The organism is Caldimonas tepidiphila, from assembly GCF_003569765.1.
In the GTDB taxonomy this organism is placed as follows: Bacteria; Pseudomonadota; Gammaproteobacteria; order Burkholderiales; family Burkholderiaceae_C; genus Caldimonas; species Caldimonas tepidiphila.
In genome coordinates this window covers 23,002-40,582 of record NZ_QXMG01000014.1, presented here as the reverse complement: position 1 = coordinate 40,582, position 17,581 = coordinate 23,002, and the positions used below count along the sequence as shown (strand labels likewise).

Here is a 17,581-nt window from a genome sequence, read left to right as displayed (position 1 = left end):
TCCAGGAGGCGACGATGAACCATTCCGATTCGAAGCGGCCCGGTGCCCCGCAGGGGGAGCGCGGGGACAGCGACAGGGCGGCAGGCGGCGGCTCGCGCAGCGACGCGATGCGGTCGCGCGACGACGTGTCGAGCGCGCCCGAGAGCGGCGACAAGCCGCAGGCCGATGCACGCGATCCGCTGCGGGCCGCCGATGCCGGCCGGCCGCCCTTCCCCCAGGAGGGATCGGAGGCCGCGCGCGCGAAGGACGACGTGTCCAGCGCGCCCGAGAGCGGCGACAAGCCGGACGCGGCGGGCGCCTGAGGCGAGCGGGCCGGGGAGGCGCGCAGCCCTCGTGCCCGGCCCCGCGTGGTGAACAGCCCTTGCCCGTCCCGCCGTTCGTGGCAAGATGGGGCATGGACAATGCGTATGGGATCGAATCACGGGGTGAGCCCCCTCACACCCCGCACCGCAAGCCGGCCCGCTATCTGGTGATCATCGACCAAGCCGGCTCCACCGTGGCGCGCCTGTTCCTCGAGACGCGCGAGCAGGTCGCCGAGTTCGACGCCGGGACCGAGGAGATCGCGCCGATGACGCAGGGCCTGAGGCCGGCGCGCAGCGCGCACCTGCCCGAATGGGACCGGGCGCTCGCAGGCCACAGCCTCGAGGAGCGGCGCGCAGCCGACGTCTACACGCTCGACATCTAGAAGATGCTGCGTGCGGGGGCCGGTCCGCGCGGCTCGTCCCCGGTGCGTGCCGCAGCGGGTGTCAGCGGCGGTGCGAGACCGGCGGCGGTCCGCGTCGCTCGAGGTGCCGGAAGGTGATCCGGCCCTTGCTCAGGTCGTAGGGCGAGAGCTCCAGCGACACGTTGTCGCCCGCGAGGATGCGGATGTGGTGCTTGCGCATCTTGCCGGAGGTGTAGGCGACGAGCTGGTGACCGTTTTCCAGCAGCACGCGAAAGCGCGAGTCGGGGAGGACCTCCTCGACGACGCCGTTCATCTCGATCAGTTCTTCCTTGGCCATGGATTCTTGCTCCTGGTGTTGTTGATTTCGGGAAAGCGGGTCCTCGCGCCGTCGCCTGCCGACGTCCTCCCAAGGCGGGCGCACGGCGCTGCGCCGCACGGGCGCTGCCTGCGGGCAGCGGCGCCGTTCCGGATCGGCAGGGACGCGGCGACGCGGCCGTATCCGGCGGTGCGGCTCGGGGAGGAGGCGAGGTGCAGGCCGATCCGGGCGGGTGTATCGATGTCTTTGCTTTCGAGCGGCCGCCCGCGTCCGGGAGGACGGCCGGCGGAGAGGGAAACCGGGTGCCGTCGGCGGACCTTCGGCGGGCGACGCGGGTCCGGAGGCGGACTGGCAGGAATGCTCGCTGCGAGTCGGTAACGATCAGGACGCCTCCGTCACCGGAGCAAACGGGAGACCCTCGGGATGGACGGGGGCGACGCTCGATCCGGGCACGGGCAGCGCGGTGGTCGGCCCGGGAGCGGACCGGGCGCTGCATGCGTAGGGTTTACTCTAGCACTTCCGGCGTTCCCGCGCCGACGCGGCCCGGTGTCCCGCGCGCCCCGGAAGGGTCCGGCGGGAAGGCGCAGGCGCCGCCGGCGGGCGCAGCACTTGCCGCCGGAACCGGCAGCGAGGCGCAACAATCATGGGCAACGCACTGGAAGTCGACGGCATCGAGGTTCTCGTCGAAGGGGACGGCGAGCCGGCTCTGCTGATGATCCACGGCTGGCCGGACACGCTGCGCCTGTGGGACGCGCAGGTCGCGGCCTTGCGCGAGCGCTGCCGCTGCGTGCGCTTCACGCTGCCGGGCTTCGACGTCGGCCGGCCGTGCCGGCCGCTGCCCATGTCGATGTCGCAGACGATCGCGCTGATCGGCCGCATCGCCGACGCCGTGTCGCCGCAGCGTCCGGTGCTGCTGATGCTGCACGACTGGGGATGCGCCTTCGGCTACCAGTTCGCGCTGGCGCAGCCTTCGCGCGTGCAGGGCATCGTCGGCGTGGACATCGGCGACGCCGGCTCGGCCGCACACCGCCGCTCGCTCACCGCGGCGGCCAAGGCGGCGATCGTCGCGTACCAGGTGTGGCTGGCCGCCGCGTGGCGCATCGGCGGGCGCCGCGGCGACGCGATGACGCGCCGCATGGCGCGCTGGGCCCGCGCGCCGGCGGACCCGCGCCTCGTCGGCTCGACGATGAACTACCCCTATTACCTGCTGTGGACGGGAGGCTATGGCTCGTATCGGCACCGGGTCGACTTCGAGCCGCCCTGCCCGATGCTCTATCTCTACGGCCGGCGCAAGCCCTTCATGTTCCATTCGCCGCGATGGGCGGCGGCGCTGGCGGCGCGGCCGGGCTGTCGCGTGCAGGGCCTCGACACCGGGCACTGGCCGATGATCGAGCGCCCGGACGAGTTCAACCGGATCGTGCGGGACTGGATCGCGCTGCAGGTTTGAAAAAGATGCCGGGTGCGCCGGCTCGCACGGCCGCAACTCGCGCCGAGGAGGCCGCTCGACGATCGGCGGCCGAGAGGGAGACCGCCTCAGAAGGCGTAGCGGATCGGGCATCCGGGCAGGTGCTGCTCCAGCAGCTCGCGGAAGATCGCGACCATGCGGCCCTTGAGTCCGGCGCGGTAGCGCAGGTTCAGCCCGCCCTGCTCGCTGCGCTTGGTCTCCTGCAGCCGCGGCGTCCACAGCAGCTCCTCCGCCTTCGGATGCCAGCCCAGGTTCACGCGGTGCAGGTCCTCGTTGTGGGTCAGGAAGATCACCTCGGCGGCGATCTGGCGGCGCGCCCGCTCCGACAGCGCCGCGTCGATCTCGCGGAACAGCGCGGCGTAGTCCGCACGCCATCCTTCGTAGACGATCACTGGACTGAAGTTCAGGTGCACCTCGTAGCCGGCCTCGACGAACTCGTTGATCGCCTCGATGCGCTCGTGCATCGGCGAGGTGCGCACGTCCACCACCCGGGCCGCAGCCTGCGGCATCAGCGAGAAGCGGATGCGGGTCCTGCCCTGCGGGTCGTAGCCCAGCAGCTCGCGGTTCACGTACTTCGTGGCGAACGAGGCCTTCGCGTTCGGCAGGCGCCGGAACAGCGCCACGAGGTCGCGCACGTTGTCCGACACCAGCGCGTCGACCGACAGGTCGCTGTTCTCTCCGATGTCGTAGACCCACAGCCGCGGGTCCACCTGGTCGGGGGCGGGCTTCGGTCCCTGGCGCAGCGCGTGGCGCTCGAGGTAGCCGAGGATCTGCTCGATGTTGACGAAGACGGTGATCGGGTTCGCGTAGCCCTTGTGCCGCGGCACGTAGCAGTAGGCGCAAGCCATCGCGCAGCCGTTGGCGGTGGACGGCGCGATCCAGTCGGCGCTGCGGCCGTTGAAGCGGCAGGACAGGGTCTTGCGCACGCCGAGCACGAGCACGTCGCGCTTGATGCGCACCCAGTCGCGCACCAGTCCCTCGTTGCCGTGCAGCCCGGGGATGTTCCAGTGCGAGGGCACCACGATCCGCTGCGCATCGGGAAAGCGCGCGAGGATCTCGCGCCCGCGGGGATGGTCCTCCACCCCCGGCTCCAGGTAGAGCGTGCGAACGCGCAGCAGCGGGCCGTGCCCGTCGGGCTGCGGCCTCGCCTCGCCGCCGCTGTCCATGGGAGGATGCCTGCCGTTCCGGCAGCCCCTATCGCAGGCCGCGGCGCTGCGCGCGCAGCGAGCGCGCCACGCCGCCGACGAGCAGCGCCGCGAGCGCGCCGAGCGCCGCTGCAGCGGGCCGGTGCGTGTTGAGCCAGAACTGCGGGCTCCAGTCGCGGGCCTGCGCGTCGAAGCGGCCGTGCGCGCCGGCGTCGCCCGGCACCGGCGCGTGCAGGTTGTCGCGGCGCCCGGGCGGCAGCGGCTCCTCGCCCATCTGCCCTTCCCAGGCGCGGCGCGCGAGCAGGCGGTCGAGCAACCCAGGCATCAGCCGGGTGCCGAGGATCGCCTTCACGGCCGGCATGCCGACCCACAGCTCGCGCCGGCGGTGCGTCGCGGCCCAGACGATCGCCTCGGCGGCGAGCTCGGGCTGGTAGATCGGCGGCACCGGCTGCGGGCGGCGCTCCATCTTCGTGCGGCCCCATTCGAACTGCGGCGTGTTGAAGGCGGCGAGATGCACCATCGTCAGGTGCACGGCGCTGCGCTCGTGCAGCAGCTCGCTGCGAAGCGAGTCGGTGAAGCCGCGCAGCGCCGCCTTCGCCGCGCAGTACGGCGCCTGCAGCGGGATCGAGCGGTAGGCGAGCGCCGAGCCGACCTGCACGATCGTGCCGCGGCCGCGCGGCTTCATGCGGCGCAGCGCCGCGAGCGTGCCCCAGACGGCGCCGTGGTAGGTCACGTCGGTGGCGCGGCGGAAGTCCTGCGGCGACACCTGCTCGGCCGGCGCGAAGATCGTCGCCATCGCGTTGTTGACCCAGATGTCGATCGTTCCCCAGCGCGCCTCGACCTGCGCCGCCGCGGCCTCGACCTGCGCCTCGTCGGCGACGTCGGTCGGGATCGCGAGCGCCTCGCCGCCGGCCGCCTCGATGTCGCGGCAGGCGCCGGCCAGCCCGTCGGCGCCGCGCGCCAGCACCGCGACGCGCGCGCCGCGACGCGCGAAGGCGCGTGCCGTGGCGCGGCCGACGCCGGCCGAGCCGCCGGTGATCACGACCACGGGACGCGGGGGGCTGCTGCGGGAGTCGGAGTCGTTCATCGCTGCTCGCTGGTTCTCGGGCCGGGCCGGCGCCGGGGGGATGCTTGCCTGCAGGCGGCAAGTCACGTGCCGTGCCCCGCGACGAGCAGCGGGAAGAGCGCGAGCAGCGCGAGGCTCGCCAGCAGCAGCACCGCGGTGAAGTGGCTGAGCAGCACCGCGTTCTCGAGCACCCGCGGGCGCTGCGGATGCAGCCTGCCGGCCAGCAGCGCGACGGCGGCGCGCAGCAGCATCAGCACGCAGGCGGCGAGGTGCGCGAGAAGGTAGAGCGCGATCGCCCACAGCAGCGCGCCGTAGGGATCGCGCGTCGCATGCGTCTCGTCGAACAGCAGCCACAGCACGCGCGCGCTCGCGGCCTGCAGCAGCAGCAGCGCGGCGATGCCGGCGGCGGTGGCCGTGCGCCAATCGGCCTGCAGGGCGCGCAGGGTCATCGTGCCGAGCGCCAGCGACACCAGCGCGAGCGCCGCGCCGACGATGCTGCCGCCCGGCGGCAAGCGCTCGTGGCCGGCCGGGGGCCAGGGCGGGCCGTGCAGCGCGAACAGCAGAAGGTAGCCCGCCAGCAGCGCGCCGCCGAGGACCCCGTCGAGCACCAGCGTGCCTGCGCTGTCCTTGCGACGGGCCGCAGGGCGGTTCATCGTGCGCGCCGGGGGCGGCCCGGCCTCAGCCGTGCTCGCGGCCGCGCCGCTCGCGCGGTCGGTAGTGCGCCTTGAGGTAGCGCGCCAGCCAGGCATGGATCTCCGGCGGCATCGCCACGCCGTCTGCACCCTCGCCGGAATCGAGCATGCGGGCGCCCTCGGTGTAGCTGAGCGAGGCGAGCACCGGCATCGCGCGCCCCTCGCGCATCTGCCACATCACGAACACCTTCGGCTGCGGCGCGACCCAGTTCTCGAAGTAGCCGTCGTTCTCGTCGCGGTGCAGCTCGAGCCGCAGCCCGGCGACGAGGTAGGTCTCGCGCTCCCCGCCCTGCTCGAGCGGCTGCAGAGGCGGCAGGCCGCCCGGGTCCGGCACCACGCCGATCGCGGCCCAGACCTCGTCGGCCCACAGGTGGCGCACCGTGCGCCGCTGCATCAGCACCGCGACCGGCAGCGAGTCGATCACCATCGCGTCCCCCGCCATCCGGCGCGGGAGGGATTCGCGCCAGCGCCGCCCTTCACCGGGCCGGGGCCGCGGGGCGGTCCTGCTTGGTCTTCACGTCGGCGCTGGGCGGGGCGGTGCCGAGCTTCTCGCTGCGGATCGGCTGCTGCGCGGCGGCCGATCCGAGCTGCCCGCCCGGCTGGCCCGAGGCGCTGGACTGCGTCGCCGAGGCGTTGAAGCCCTGCACCGGCTGCACCGCCACCTGCGGGTTCACCTTCCAGCCCTGCCCCTGCGCGCGCTGGCGCCAGTAGGCCGCCACGCGTTCCATCGACTCGGCGAGCTGCTGCTTCTCCTTCGCGGCCTGCGCGTCCGCGGCCGCCTTCTTGGCGGCCGCCGCGGCCTGCTGCTCGGGCGTCGGCTCCGGCAACGCCGCGCGGGCCGGCAGCGCGAGCGCCGCGACGGCGAGCGGGACGCAGAGCGCCAGTGACTTCCATCGGTTCATGAGCCCTGTCTCCACACGGTTGGTTCAGCGGCTGGCGGCCCCGGGCGGCGCTGCCGCCGCGCCGGACGCCGGCGTCGCGCCGGACGCCGGCGTCGCGCCGGACGCCGCCGCATCGGGGCCGGGAATGGGCACTTCGCGCGCCTGCTCCGGCGTCTTCTCGCCCGAGCCGCCGAGCGGGGTCGAGGGGGTGGTGGTGCCGCCGAGCGCGGCACCGCCCACATTGCCCCCCGAGCCCTGCGGGATGCCGGGCGTGCCGCTCACCTCGGGCAGCGACTTCTCCTGCTTCGTGGCGGCGATCACCTCGCCGCTCGTGCCCCCGCCCGCGCTGACCTGCCCGGGAAACTTGGTCTGCCGGGCCTCGACGTCGTCGCCGGCGCGGTTTCCGCAGCCGGCAAGCAGCCCGCCGAGCAGCGCGAGCGCGACGGCGAGCCTTCCGTTCCAGTGTGTGCGATCGATCATCGTGTCACCTCCCGCTGCCGTTCAGGTCGTGCCCCGCGGCGCATGCCGCGCGCCGGGCCGGGCCTCGGGCCGCACCGCGCCGGGGTCGCCGCCACGGCGCACCTCGTCGTACCAGAGTTCGTGGTGCGCCCTCGCCCACTCCTCGTCCACGGTGCCGTGGCGCATCGCGCCGTAGGCGCCCGGCGTGCCCCAGGTGCCGATGTAGATGTGGCCCATGGCCATGATCATGTAGATCGTCCCGGCCGCGAGGTGCAGCACGTTCGCCACCTGCAGCAGGTAGCGCGTCATGCCGTAGTTCTGCCCGTAGTTGATGAAGTAGGGGAAGTTCAGGATCAGCCCCGAGATCGACATCAGCAGCCCGAGCAGCGTCACGCCGAACCAGAACCACATCTTCTCGCCGGCGTTGAAGAAGCCGGCCGGCACGTGCTGGTGCGAGACGATGCCGCCGCCCTTCTTGATCCACTGCCAATCCCAGCGCCTGAAGAAGTTGCGGCGCAGGAAGGTCGCGAACATCAGGATCGAGCAGACGATGAACAGCGGCCCGACGAAGTTGTGCACGTACTTCGAGATGATCGCGAACCACGAGAACAGGTCGTGCCCCATCCACGGCAGCATGAGGTTCTTGCCGAACAGGATGATCAGGCCGGTGATCGCGAGCAGGATGAAGGAGATCGCGGTGGCCCAGTGCACCAGCCGCTCCCAGCCGGTGAAGCGCTGGATCTTGCGCCCGCTCTCCTTCTCGGTGCGCGCGGGGCCGACCACGCGGTACAGGCCGATGATCACCAGCGGCACCGCCAGCAGCAAGGTGCCGGCGATCGTCGCGAGTGGCCCGTTGCGCAGCGTGCGCCAGGTGTTGCCGCCGCGCTGCAGGATCAGCTCCTGCTCCGGCATGAAGCCGGGCGACACGATGTAGTGCCGGTCGAAGTGGCGCCGGCCGGACGCGATCGAGCCGAGGCCCGGCTCCGGCAGGCCCGCCTCGCGCTGCAGGATGGTCTGCTCCTCGGCGTAGGCGGGCACCGCCTTCTCGTGCGGCACCGCGGCCTGCACGAGCAGCGGCATCAGCAGCGCGAGCAGCAGCACGGACAGGAGGCGGCGCAGGATCGGGACGAAGCTCATGACACTCCCCTTCAAGGGTTGGTCCTGTTGTATTCGTTCTGCAGGTGGTTGCGATCGGTGATGGCGGCGTTCCAGGCCAGGCGGTCGTTGTGGAAATGCACCTGGTGATGCATGTTGTCCGTCTTGCCGTCGTACTGGCCGTTCATCCAGGGCGGGTGCTGCTCCACCTCCAGGCAGCCGCCGAGCAGCGGCAGGAGCACGGCCAGTCCCAGCAGTCTCAGCGTCTTCATGTCGGCAGCCTCCTCGGGTTGTTCTGGCTGTCGCCCTCGATCTGGTTGGTGCGCGGGCCGTCCCCCTCGACCTCGATGCGGCCGTTGGGGGCGCGGTTCTCGTCGTAGGCGATCTTCCAGCCCCACAGCTCGGGGCCGTAGCCGCGCGTCTCGACGCGCTGCTTGTAGATCGCGGCGATGATGTTGGCGTCGCCGCCGATCAGCGCCTTCGTGCCGCACATCTCGGCGCAGGCCGGCAGCTTCCCTTCGGAGATGCGGTTGCGGCCGTACTTCTTGAACTCGGCTTCCGAGGTGTCGGGCTCGGGGCCGCCGGCGCAGAAGGTGCACTTGTCCATCTTGCCGCGGTGGTTGAAGGCGCCGGTCTCGGGGAACTGCGGCGCGCCGAACGGGCAGGCCAGGTAGCAGTAGCCGCAGCCGATGCACTGGTCCTTGTCGTGCAGCACGATGCCGTCCTCGGTGTGGTAGAAGCAGTCCACCGGGCACACCGCCATGCACGGCGCGTCGGTGCAGTGCATGCACGCCACCGAGATGTAGTGCTCGCCGGGCACCCCGTCGTTGATCGTGACAACCCGGCGGCGGTTCACGCCCCAGGGAGTCTCGTTCTCGTTCTTGCAGGCGGTGACGCAGCCGAAGCAGTCGATGCAGCGCTCGGTGTCACAGATGAATTTCATTCGGGCAGCCATGGATCGTCTCCTGTGGGTTCAGGCGAACTTGGCGAGGCGGCAGATCGAGACCTTGGTCTCCTGCATCATCGTCACGGCGTCGTAGCCGTAGGTCCAGCCGGTGTTGCAGGCCTCGCCCAGCACGATCGGCGCGGCGCCTTCCGGGTAGTTGGCGCGCAGGTCCTCGCCCATCCACCATCCGCCGAAGTGGTAGGGCATCCACACGACGCCCTGCGGCACCCGCTGCGTGACCATCGCGTAGACCTTGAGCCGCGCGCCGGTGGGCGTCTCGACCCAGACGAACTCCTTGGACCGCGTGCCGATCTGCGCCGCGTCGTGCGGGTTGATCTCGACGAACATCGCCTGCTGCAGCTCGGCGAGCCAGGGGTTGGAGCGCGTCTCGTCGCCGCCGCCCTCGTACTCGACCAGCCGTCCCGAGGTCATGATGAGCGGGTAGTCCTTCGAGACGTCGAGCGCCTGCACCGAGCGGTAGAGCGTGGGCAGCCGCCAGTGCGTCGCGCGGTCCTCGTAGGTCGGGTAGGCGGCGAGCAGGTCGCGCCGCGGCGTCATCAGCGGCTCGCGGTGCACCGGCACCGGGTCGGGGAAGTTCCAGACGTTGCAGCGCGCGCGGGCGTTGCCGTAGGGTGCGCAGCCGTGCGCGATGACGACGCGGATGATGCCGCCCGAGAGGTCGGTCTTCCAGTTCTTGCCCTCGGCGAGCTTCTGCTCCTCGGGCGTGAGGTCGCCCCACCAGCCCAGGCGCTTGAGGAAGACATGGTCGAACTCGGGGTAGCCGATGTCGATCTCGCTGTCCTTGGTCGTCGAGCCGTCCGCCGCGAGCAGGCTCTGGCCGTTGTGCTCCACGCCCCAGTTCGCGCGGAACGGCAGGCCGCCCTCGGCGACCGTCTTGGAGAGGTCGTAGAGGATCGGCGTGCCGGGATGCTTCATCTCCGGCGAGCCCCAGCAGGGCCAGGGCAGGCCGTAGTAGTCGCCCTTGCACGGCCCCGACTCGGCGCGCAGCGTCGTCGGGTTGAAGGTGTGCTTGTTCTCCATGTGGAGCTTGAGCCGCTCCGGCGAGATGCCGGAGTAGCCGATCGTCCACACCGAGCGGTTGATCTCGCGGAGGATGTCCTCGATCACCGGCTCGTTGTTGACGACCTTGATGTTCTTGCACAGCTGCTCCGCGAAGCCGAACTTCTTCGCGAAGAGGTACATGATCTCGTGGTCGGTCTTCGATTCGAAGATCGGCTGGATCACGCGCTCGCGCCACTGCACGCTGCGGTTGGACGACGTGCACGAGCCCTGCGTCTCGAACTGCGTCGCGGCGGGCAGCAGGTAGACGCCGTCCTTCCTGCCGTGCATCGCCGCCGTCATCGTCGGATAGGGGTCGATCACGACGAGCAGCTCGAGCTTCTGCATCGCCGCCTTCATGTCCGGCAGCCGCGTCTGGCTGTTGGGCGCGTGACCCCAGTAGATGCAGGCCTTGAGCGGGTTGGGCTGGTCCACGTACTCGCCGCGCTCGAGCACGCCGTCGAACCAGCGCGAGACCGTCATGCCGGGCTTCTCCATCAGCGCCTTGGAGGCGTAGCGCGACACGAGCCAGTTGTAGTCCACGCCCCAGACGGTGGCGAAGTGCTTCCAGGCGCCCTCGGCGAGGCCGTAGTAGCCGGGCAGCGAGTCCGGGTTGGGGCCGACGTCAGTGGCGCCCTGCACGTTGTCGTGGCCGCGGTAGATGTTCGCGCCGCCGCCGGCGATGCCGATGTTGCCGAGCGCGAGCTGCAGGATGGAGAGCGTCCTCACGTTGGCGGTGCCCACGTGGTGCTGCGTGATGCCCATGCACCAGACCACCGACGAGGGCTTGTTCTTCGCGAGCATCTCGGCCGCGAGCCGCACCGAGGCCTCCGGCACGCCGGTGACGTCGGCCACCTTGTCCGGTGTCCACTTCCCCACTTCCTTGCGCACCTCGTCCATGCCGTAGGTGCGCCGCGCGATGTACTCCTTGTCCTCCCAGCCGTTCTGGAAGATGTGCCACAGCATGCCCCAGACGAAGGGGATGTCGGTGCCGGGGCGGATGCGCACGTAGTGGTGCGCGAAGCGCGCGGTGCGCGTGAAGCGCGGGTCGACCACGATCATCTTCGCGCCGAGCTCCTTCGCGTGCAGGAAGTGCAGCATCGAGATCGGGTGCGCCTCGCACGGGTTGGAGCCGATGAACAGCACCGCCTTCGTGTTGTGCAGGTCGTTGAAGGAGTTGGTCATCGCACCAAACCCGTAGGTCTGCGCGACGCCCGCCACCGTGGTCGAGTGGCAGATGCGGGCCTGGTGGTCGGTGTTGTTCGTCCCCCACATCGAGACGAACTTGCGCAGCAGGTAGGCCTGCTCGTTGTTGTACTTGCTCGAACCGATCCAGAACACCGAGTCCTGGCCCGACTGCTCGCGGATCTGCAGCAGCCGGTCGCCGATCTCGTTGATCGCCTGCTCCCAGCTGATGCGCTGGTACTTGCCGTCCACGAGCTTCATCGGGTAGCGCAGCCGGTGCTCGCCGTGGCCGTGCTCGCGCACCGAGGCGCCCTTGGCGCAGTGCGCGCCCATGTTCAGCGGCGACTCGAACGAGGCCTCCTGCCGGACCCACACGCCGTTCTGCACGATCGCGTTGACCGAGCAGCCCACCGAGCAGTGGCTGCAGATGGTGCGCTTGAGCTCGGGCGTGCCGCCCTCGGTGTGCCGGATCTCGGCGCCGTCCTCCCTCGCGGTGGTCGCCGCCGCGGCCGGCTGGATGACGTTGAAGGGCAGGTGGCGCGCGAGCAGCCCCGCGCCCGCCGCGACGCCCGCGCGCACCAGGTAGTTGCGCCGCGTCATCGTGTGCTGGCCGATGCGGCCGAGCCCCTTGCGCAGCAGGCTGCTGCCGCCGGGCTGGACGGGCGTGTCGGATTTCTTCCTGAGAAGGGTCATGGCGGGCTCCTCAGAACGAGGCCGAGGCGTAGTACTGCCGGATGTGCTCGGTCTCGTGGTAGCCGCCCTGTTCGGCGGCGGGCACGGGCGGCTCGTCGGCGGGCGCTGCGGCCACGGGCGCCGGCGCCGGCCGCGACCGGCCGATCAGCGCGACGGCGGCGATCGCCGGGGTGCACAGCGCCGCCGCCATGAAGGTGCGGCGCTGGAGTCGGTTCTCGGGGGTTTTCATCGCCTGGTCTCCTCTCGCTGTTCGGCACCGGGGGGCGGCGCGCCACCGGCGTCGTCTTCGTCCTCGTCGATGTCGAAGGCCTCGGCCTCGACGTCGAGGAAGGCATGCATGAAGTCCGCCACGCGGCGGTAGAAGTTCGCACCCTCGGCCTGCCGCAGGTCGTCCAGGCAGCGCTCGTACCAGGGCGCGAGGTGTCTGTCGAAGAAGTCCTTCTGCACCGCGAGCGGCCGCCGCGGCAGCCCCGGGGCTCCGGCGATCAGCAGCCGCATCGTCTCGCACAGCGCGGCGAGGTGGTCCTCGAGCTCGCCGCTGCCGGGCCGGCGCGCAAGCCCGAGCGCGGCGAGGTCGTCGCGCAGCGCGGCCAGCGGCTTCTCCATCATGAAGCCGCTCTGGTAGAGCGAGCCGTAGGGGTTGACGGCCGGCATCCCGATGCTCACGAACAGCCGGTCGAACTCGTCGGCGACCGCGGCCTCGTCGAGGACGCCTGCGGCGGCCACCAGGCGCTCCCAGGCCCGGTCGAGCGGATGATCGGCCTGCTCGCTCGGCAGCGCGTCCGCGCCGCCGAGCTCGGCGAGCAGCGCCGCGTCGGGCGGCGCCAGCAACAGCCGCGCGGCGAGCGCGTAGAGGTCGGCGCGCGCCTGCTCCTCGGGCGGCAGCGGCGCGAGGGGGCGCGGCGTGCCGCGCCGCAGGTCGGCGAGCGGCACCTCGAGCGGTCTGGGCTCGGCGCTCATCGCGTGCTCCTGCAGGCAAGGCTGCGTGGATGGGGGCACGGCCGCCGCAGAGGGGCGGTGCCGCGGGCAGTATCGGGTGGGGGGTATCCGGAGGACATCGCGAGTCCCCGAGCAGGCAGCGTGCCCATCGCCGCCCGCCGCCTGCTCCCCGCAGGAACGCCGATGCGGGGGTGTTTTCCCCCTGCAGCCGGCCTCGCCTCCGGCTGCATGTGCCGGATATGCATTTCTTGCATGCAAAGTCGCGAGTCCCACGCTGCAGAAGCTGCACGTCTGTCCCGCGGGAGCGCCGGGCGCGACGCCGGCGGCGCGCGGCATGCCGATTGCACGGGCTGCGGCCATGGACGATCCCATCACGTCACGGCATCCCGGCTCGGAGGGGGAACGTCTGGGCGGCCTCTTCGAGGGGCTGCTGCAGTGGGAGCTGCCGCAGCTCGACGCGCGGCTGCCGCTCTTCATCCCCGACCTCGGCATGATGACGGCGGTCTTCAGCGCGGCGACCGCGCGCGTCGCGCCGCTGCTGCCGCACCGCGACATGCGGCCGATCGAGATGCTGCCGGGCCGCTGCCTGATCGCCTTCGCCGCGCTCGAGTACCGGGCCTCGGACCTCGGGCCCTACGACGAGTTCGTGATCGCGGTGCCGATCGGCTTCGGCGCGAACCTGCCGGCCATCGCCTCGGCGCTGAAGGACGCGCTCGGCGGCACCGCGAGCGCCTACATCTGGCAGATGCCGGTGACGACGCGGCGCGCCTGCGAGGCGGGCATCGGCATCGCGGGCTTCCCGAAGTTCGTCGCCGACATCGCCTTCGAGCGCCAGGGCGCGCAGCTCGCCTGCACCGTCTCGCACGAGGGCCGGCATCTCGCCACGCTGCGCTGCGACACCGAGCCCGCGGGCAGCCAGCGCACGCTGCACGCGCGCAGCTACACGGTCAAGGACGGCGTGCCGCTGCTGACCGCGTTGCGGGTGCGCCAGCAGAGGGCGGTGGAGCACCTGCACGGCTGGGCCGCGTCGCTCGAGCTCGGCAGCCACCCGATCGCCGACGTCCTGCGCACGCTCGAGCTGAGCGAGCGTCCGCTCGCGACCCAGTACTGCCCGCAGGCGCAGGCGGTGATGTTCTTCCCGCGGCATGTCGGCGAGCCCTGAAGCCGCCGGGGGAGGCGGGGCCAGCGGGTGCTCCGGCGGGGCGGGCGGATGAAGGGCGACGAGCAGCGAGACCGTATGGAGCCGAGAAGGTATCCGGACATGCAGATCTGCGAGGACCTGCGGCAGCAGCGGGTCGAGTGGACCGTCGAGCGCGTGGCCTGGGGCTTCCTCTATGCGCTGCTCGGCGCCATCGTGCTCGGGCTGCTCGGCCAGGGGCCGCTGGCGGACGCCCGGCTGCAGGGGCCCGACGGCGCGACGCTGATGGAATACAAGCGCTTCGCGCGCAAGAAGTCCGGGGAGCGGATCAAGGTCACGCTGCCGGCCTCCAAGGGCAGCGTGCGCGTGATGCTGGACCGCGGGTACCTGGAGAACGTCGAGCTGAAGGAGGTCACGCCCGAGCCGGAGAAGGTCATCGCGCAGGACGACGGGACCTCCTTCGTCTTCAACACCGAGTCAGCGCGACCGGTGGACGCGTATTTCCATTTCGAGCCGAAGAGCGCCGGCCTGCTGGAGGGTTGGGTGTCGGTGGCGGAGGGCCCGCGGCAGCGTTTCGGCCAGTTCGTCTATCCCTGAGCAAGGAGCCACCGGCATGGATGTCTTTCTCCGCACCTTCGTCGTCTACCTGTTCCTGCTCGTGATCCTGCGCCTGGCGGGCAAGCGCACGCTCTCCGAGATGTCGACCTTCGACTTCATCCTGCTGCTCATCATCAGCGAGGCGACGCAGAACGCGCTGGTCGACGACGACCGCTCGCTGTCCAACGGGCTCGCGGTCATCCTCTCGCTGGTCGCGCTGGACCGGATGCTGGGCTTCCTGAAGTGGAAGTACAGCGCGCTCGAGAAGGTCGCCGAGGGCACGCCCCTGGTGCTGGTGGACCACGGCAAGGTGCTCCAGGAAGCGGTGGACCGTTCGCGTGTGACCCGGGACGACATCCTGCAGGCGGCGCGCCAGAACGGGGGGATCGCCAGGATGGACCAGATCAAGTACGCCGTGCTCGAGGCGAGCGGCGGCATCTCGATCATCCCGATGGAGGCGCCGCGCGACGACGAGGGGCTGGAGCGGCGCATCGAGGAGGCGCTCCTGCGGGTGCTGCAGAAGACCGGCCGGCTTCCCTGAGACGGGCCGGATCCGTGCGGGACGGTGGAGTTCTCGGGCACGCGGCGCTCCGGCGGGGGCCCGGCTCCGCGTGGGGATGCTTGGCAGTTGCCCGCGGAGGGGGCAACATGGTCCGCGGTTCCCCCGTCCGCCGTCCCGATGCCCAAACGCAGAGAGTTCCTGATCGCCGTCGCCGCGCTGGCCGCCGCCCGTGCCGTGGCGCGCCCGCCGAAGCGGCGCGTCGGCCATCTCGTCGCGATCGGTGGCGCCGAGGACCGGCGCGAGGACATGCAGGTGCTGCGCCGCTTCGTCGAGCTGTGCGGCGCGCCCTCCCCCGCGATCGCCGTGATGACCGCCGCCAGCGGCGTGCCCGACCTGAGCTGGACCAGCTGCGAGCGCGCCTTCATGGCGCTCGGCGCCGGGCACTGCGTGCCGCTCGACATGCGCACCCGCGAGGAGGCGGACGATCCGCGCGCGGTGGAGACGATCCTGTCGGTCGACGGCATCTTCCTGACCGGGGGCGACCAGCGGCGGCTGATGGCGGTGACCGGGGGCAGCGCCACGCAGCGGGCGCTGCAGCAGGCCTATCGCGAGCGGGGCGCCTGCATCGGCGGCACCAGTGCGGGCGCCGCGGCGCTGTCCCTGCACATGCTGGCCGAGGGGCGCAACCCGGCGCTGCCGGAGAAGGACGCCGCGCGGCTCGACCAGGGGCTCGCGCTGCTGCCGGGCGCGATCATCGACCAGCACTTCTCCGAACGCCGCCGGCTCGGCCGGCTGCTGTCGGCGCTCGCCCAGCGGCCGCAGGCGCTCGGCATCGGCATCGACGAGGACACCGCGCTCGTGGTCGAGCAGGGCCGCGGCATCGAGGTGGTGGGCCGCGGCGTCGTCACGCTGCTCGACGGCCGCGGCATGGGCTCCAACGTCGCGCAGGCGGCGGCGAGCGAGCGGCTCGAGATGCTCGGCGTGCGCATGCACCTGCTGCCGGCCGGCAACCGCTACGCCGTCGAGGCGGACGGCCGCGATACGCGCGACGTGCCGGCCTCGCTGCGTCGCGCGGTGAGCCTGCTCGCCGCTGCGCCGGAGACCGCGGACTGAGCGCGCCTGCGCCCCGGTCCGTGCCCGCCGGGCGGAGTCGGCGGGGGCGGCGACGAACGCCCCGCTGCCGGCCCTGCCCCGCCCCCGCGCATCCCGCGATCCCGCGATCACTCGCGCCGCTTCTTCCAGTCGTAGCCCTCGGGCAGCGCGTCGCTGACCCCGGGCAGCGTCACGCTCTCGTCGGGCTCGCTCGAGATCGCGACATGCCGCATGCCGGCGCGCCGCAGGCTCTCGCAATGCGCCAGTGCCTGCGAGAGTTCGCTGCTGCCGAAGGCCCGGGCCTGCGGGCGAAGCAGCCCGGCGGGCGCCCCGGGCTCATCGTCCGCGGGGGCGAGCCAGAAAACGACGATGCTCATCTTTGCAACCGCTCCGTCCGGGTGGGGGCGGCAGTCGGCGCCGTCCCTGCCTGCCGTGGGTGGCGAACGGTGTGCCGGGGGGCTGCGCGGCGCATGCGGGACATCTTTTCCGCGCCGCGGCTCGCCTGCCTGTACCCTTGGCGCTGCTTGGCGCACGTGCCGGATTTGGCAATTCCCGCAATCTGTGATGTAAACACGGAGACGCGGATGACGCAGCAGGGTCTTTCGTGGATGCCGCGGGCGGCCCGGGCGCCGCGCCGGCCGGTCCGCGGGCGGTGCGGCACATGCACTGCCAGGCGGACGAAACAAGAACACCCCGCGGCGCTCCCCGAGGACCGCGGACCCGATGTGCAACAGGGATAGGCTTATCTGACCGGCATGAACACAATCAATCGACAGCAGGTTGTCCGAACCTACCGCGCCTATGCGCCGATTTACGACTGGACCTTCGGCGCGGTGCTCGGGCCGGGGAGACGGGCGATGACACGCCTGACGGCGGCGATGGCGCCGAAGTCGGTGCTCGAGATCGGCATCGGCACCGGCCTGAGCCTGTTCGACTACCCGGCGTCGAGCCGTGTGGTCGGCATCGACCTGTCGGAGGAGATGCTCGAGCATGCGCGCAAGCGCAGCGCCTCGCTGCCCGACCGCGACATCACGCTGCGCTACATGGACGCGGAGAAGATGGACTTCCCCGACCACAGCTTCGACTGCGTGACGCTGCCCTACGTGCTGTCGGTGACGCCGAATCCGGCGCAGCTCGTCGCCGAGGCCCGGCGCGTGTGCCGCAAGAACGGCGTGATCATCGTGCTGAACCACTTCAGCGGCAGCCGCTTCTGGTGGTTCCTCGAGCAGGCGGTGCGCTCGCTCGCCGACCGGGTCGGCTTCCGCTCGGACTTCACCTACGAGCAGCACATCCTCGCCCATGACTGGAAGGTCGAGTCGGTGACGCCGGTGAACATCTTCGGCCTGTCGCGGCTGGTGGTGATCCGCAACGTCTGAGAGCCGCCGCGCCTGCCTGCCGTCGCAGGCAGGCGCACGCTTTCCCTCGAACGGCCGCTTTCCCCCATGAGCGGCAAGGCCGGGCTGCCGCGGCGGCCCGCCCCTGCCCGTCTCGCGTCCCCCTGTCCTCCCCCCTCTCGCGCTCACGCCCCTCCTGTGGCGTCGAGGGCGGTATGCCGGTTGCTCACTCCGGCACACCGGGCGATGCGGCCGCGCAGGCTGCCCCATCGCCTATCCACCACGCTGATCCCACATGAGGAGGACATCTTGG

The 17,581-nt window shown here is 71.6% G+C and carries 22 protein-coding genes; 8 read left to right on the top strand and 14 right to left on the bottom strand.

The window, feature by feature from the left end; translation table 11 throughout:
• Positions 1-14 precede the first annotated feature (14 nt).
• Both D3A59_RS11575 and D3A59_RS11570 read left to right on the top strand, forming a co-directional pair.
• Positions 15-302, top strand: coding sequence for a hypothetical protein (locus tag D3A59_RS11575; RefSeq protein ID WP_157991500.1), 288 nt, complete (start codon positions 15-17; stop codon positions 300-302).
• Between the two features lie 167 nt (positions 303-469).
• Complete coding sequence (locus D3A59_RS11570; protein WP_240636031.1) at positions 470-685, top strand: hypothetical protein; 216 nt, start codon at positions 470-472, stop codon at positions 683-685.
• Positions 686-746: 61 nt separating this feature from the next.
• Here D3A59_RS11570 and infA read toward each other — a convergent pair whose 3' ends face one another.
• Positions 747-1,001, bottom strand: coding sequence for a translation initiation factor IF-1 (gene infA, locus D3A59_RS11565; RefSeq protein ID WP_119155086.1), 255 nt, complete (start codon positions 999-1,001; stop codon positions 747-749).
• Positions 1,002-1,623: 622 nt separating this feature from the next.
• On the opposite strand from infA, the gene D3A59_RS11560 reads away from it, so the two are divergent.
• Positions 1,624-2,427: an alpha/beta fold hydrolase gene (locus tag D3A59_RS11560; RefSeq protein WP_119155085.1), complete on the top strand. Its 804-nt coding sequence runs from the start codon at positions 1,624-1,626 to the stop codon at positions 2,425-2,427.
• Positions 2,428-2,513: 86 nt separating this feature from the next.
• Here the strand turns inward: D3A59_RS11560 and D3A59_RS11555 are convergent, their stop codons facing one another.
• From D3A59_RS11555 to D3A59_RS11500, 12 genes are all read right to left on the bottom strand, one after another.
• On the bottom strand, positions 2,514-3,611 hold the full coding sequence (locus D3A59_RS11555; protein ID WP_119155084.1) for a spore photoproduct lyase family protein: 1,098 nt from the start codon (positions 3,609-3,611) through the stop codon (positions 2,514-2,516).
• Positions 3,612-3,639: 28 nt separating this feature from the next.
• Positions 3,640-4,677: an SDR family oxidoreductase gene (locus D3A59_RS11550; RefSeq protein ID WP_119155083.1), complete on the bottom strand. Its 1,038-nt coding sequence runs from the start codon at positions 4,675-4,677 to the stop codon at positions 3,640-3,642.
• 62 nt (positions 4,678-4,739) lie between these two features.
• On the bottom strand, positions 4,740-5,309 hold the full coding sequence (locus D3A59_RS11545; protein WP_119155082.1) for a hypothetical protein: 570 nt from the start codon (positions 5,307-5,309) through the stop codon (positions 4,740-4,742).
• 25 nt (positions 5,310-5,334) lie between these two features.
• Positions 5,335-5,775, bottom strand: coding sequence for a DUF3305 domain-containing protein (locus tag D3A59_RS11540; RefSeq protein ID WP_119155146.1), 441 nt, complete (start codon positions 5,773-5,775; stop codon positions 5,335-5,337).
• Positions 5,776-5,824: 49 nt separating this feature from the next.
• Entirely contained in the window at positions 5,825-6,250 is a 426-nt protein-coding gene (locus tag D3A59_RS11535) for a hypothetical protein (protein WP_119155081.1), read from the bottom strand.
• 24 nt (positions 6,251-6,274) lie between these two features.
• The gene (locus D3A59_RS25370; protein WP_157991499.1) at positions 6,275-6,709 is read right to left on the bottom strand and encodes a hypothetical protein; all 435 of its coding nucleotides are present in this window, start codon (positions 6,707-6,709) and stop codon (positions 6,275-6,277) included.
• Positions 6,710-6,730: 21 nt separating this feature from the next.
• On the bottom strand, positions 6,731-7,825 hold the full coding sequence (locus tag D3A59_RS11525) for a formate dehydrogenase subunit gamma (protein ID WP_119155079.1): 1,095 nt from the start codon (positions 7,823-7,825) through the stop codon (positions 6,731-6,733).
• An 11-nt stretch (positions 7,826-7,836) separates the two neighbouring features.
• Positions 7,837-8,055, bottom strand: a complete 219-nt coding sequence (locus D3A59_RS11520; protein ID WP_119155078.1) for a hypothetical protein — start codon at positions 8,053-8,055, stop codon at positions 7,837-7,839.
• Complete coding sequence (fdh3B, locus tag D3A59_RS11515) at positions 8,052-8,726, bottom strand: formate dehydrogenase FDH3 subunit beta (RefSeq protein ID WP_119155077.1); 675 nt, start codon at positions 8,724-8,726, stop codon at positions 8,052-8,054. The genes D3A59_RS11520 and fdh3B overlap by 4 nt, the downstream gene beginning before the upstream one ends.
• Before the next feature lie 30 nt (positions 8,727-8,756).
• Positions 8,757-11,666: a formate dehydrogenase subunit alpha gene (locus tag D3A59_RS11510; protein ID WP_119155076.1), complete on the bottom strand. Its 2,910-nt coding sequence runs from the start codon at positions 11,664-11,666 to the stop codon at positions 8,757-8,759.
• A gap of 10 nt (positions 11,667-11,676) precedes the next feature.
• Complete coding sequence (locus D3A59_RS11505; protein WP_119155075.1) at positions 11,677-11,895, bottom strand: formate dehydrogenase; 219 nt, start codon at positions 11,893-11,895, stop codon at positions 11,677-11,679.
• Positions 11,892-12,626 carry a TorD/DmsD family molecular chaperone gene (locus D3A59_RS11500; protein WP_119155074.1) on the bottom strand — a complete coding sequence of 245 codons (735 nt, stop codon included), beginning with the start codon at positions 12,624-12,626 and terminating at the stop codon, positions 11,892-11,894. The genes D3A59_RS11505 and D3A59_RS11500 overlap by 4 nt, the downstream gene beginning before the upstream one ends.
• A 337-nt stretch (positions 12,627-12,963) precedes the next feature.
• Between D3A59_RS11500 and D3A59_RS11495 the strand changes: the two genes are divergently transcribed.
• The 4 genes from D3A59_RS11495 to D3A59_RS11480 all read left to right on the top strand — a co-directional run bounded on the left by D3A59_RS11495 (position 12,964) and on the right by D3A59_RS11480 (position 15,955).
• Entirely contained in the window at positions 12,964-13,767 is an 804-nt protein-coding gene (locus D3A59_RS11495; RefSeq protein ID WP_157991498.1) for an acetoacetate decarboxylase family protein, read from the top strand.
• 99 nt (positions 13,768-13,866) lie between these two features.
• On the top strand, positions 13,867-14,340 hold the full coding sequence (locus D3A59_RS11490; protein ID WP_119155072.1) for a hypothetical protein: 474 nt from the start codon (positions 13,867-13,869) through the stop codon (positions 14,338-14,340).
• A gap of 16 nt (positions 14,341-14,356) precedes the next feature.
• Positions 14,357-14,881 carry a DUF421 domain-containing protein gene (locus D3A59_RS11485; protein WP_119155071.1) on the top strand — a complete coding sequence of 175 codons (525 nt, stop codon included), beginning with the start codon at positions 14,357-14,359 and terminating at the stop codon, positions 14,879-14,881.
• A 138-nt stretch (positions 14,882-15,019) separates the two neighbouring features.
• On the top strand, positions 15,020-15,955 hold the full coding sequence (locus tag D3A59_RS11480) for a cyanophycinase (protein WP_119155070.1): 936 nt from the start codon (positions 15,020-15,022) through the stop codon (positions 15,953-15,955).
• 107 nt (positions 15,956-16,062) lie between these two features.
• Here the strand turns inward: D3A59_RS11480 and D3A59_RS11475 are convergent, their stop codons facing one another.
• Positions 16,063-16,311: a hypothetical protein gene (locus D3A59_RS11475; RefSeq protein WP_119155069.1), complete on the bottom strand. Its 249-nt coding sequence runs from the start codon at positions 16,309-16,311 to the stop codon at positions 16,063-16,065.
• 480 nt (positions 16,312-16,791) lie between these two features.
• Here D3A59_RS11475 and D3A59_RS11470 point away from each other — a divergent pair, with 480 nt between their 5' ends.
• Positions 16,792-17,310 (top strand): class I SAM-dependent methyltransferase, encoded by a 519-nt coding sequence (locus tag D3A59_RS11470; protein ID WP_157991497.1) that lies wholly within the window; start codon positions 16,792-16,794, stop codon positions 17,308-17,310.
• Positions 17,311-17,581: the final 271 nt, after the last annotated feature.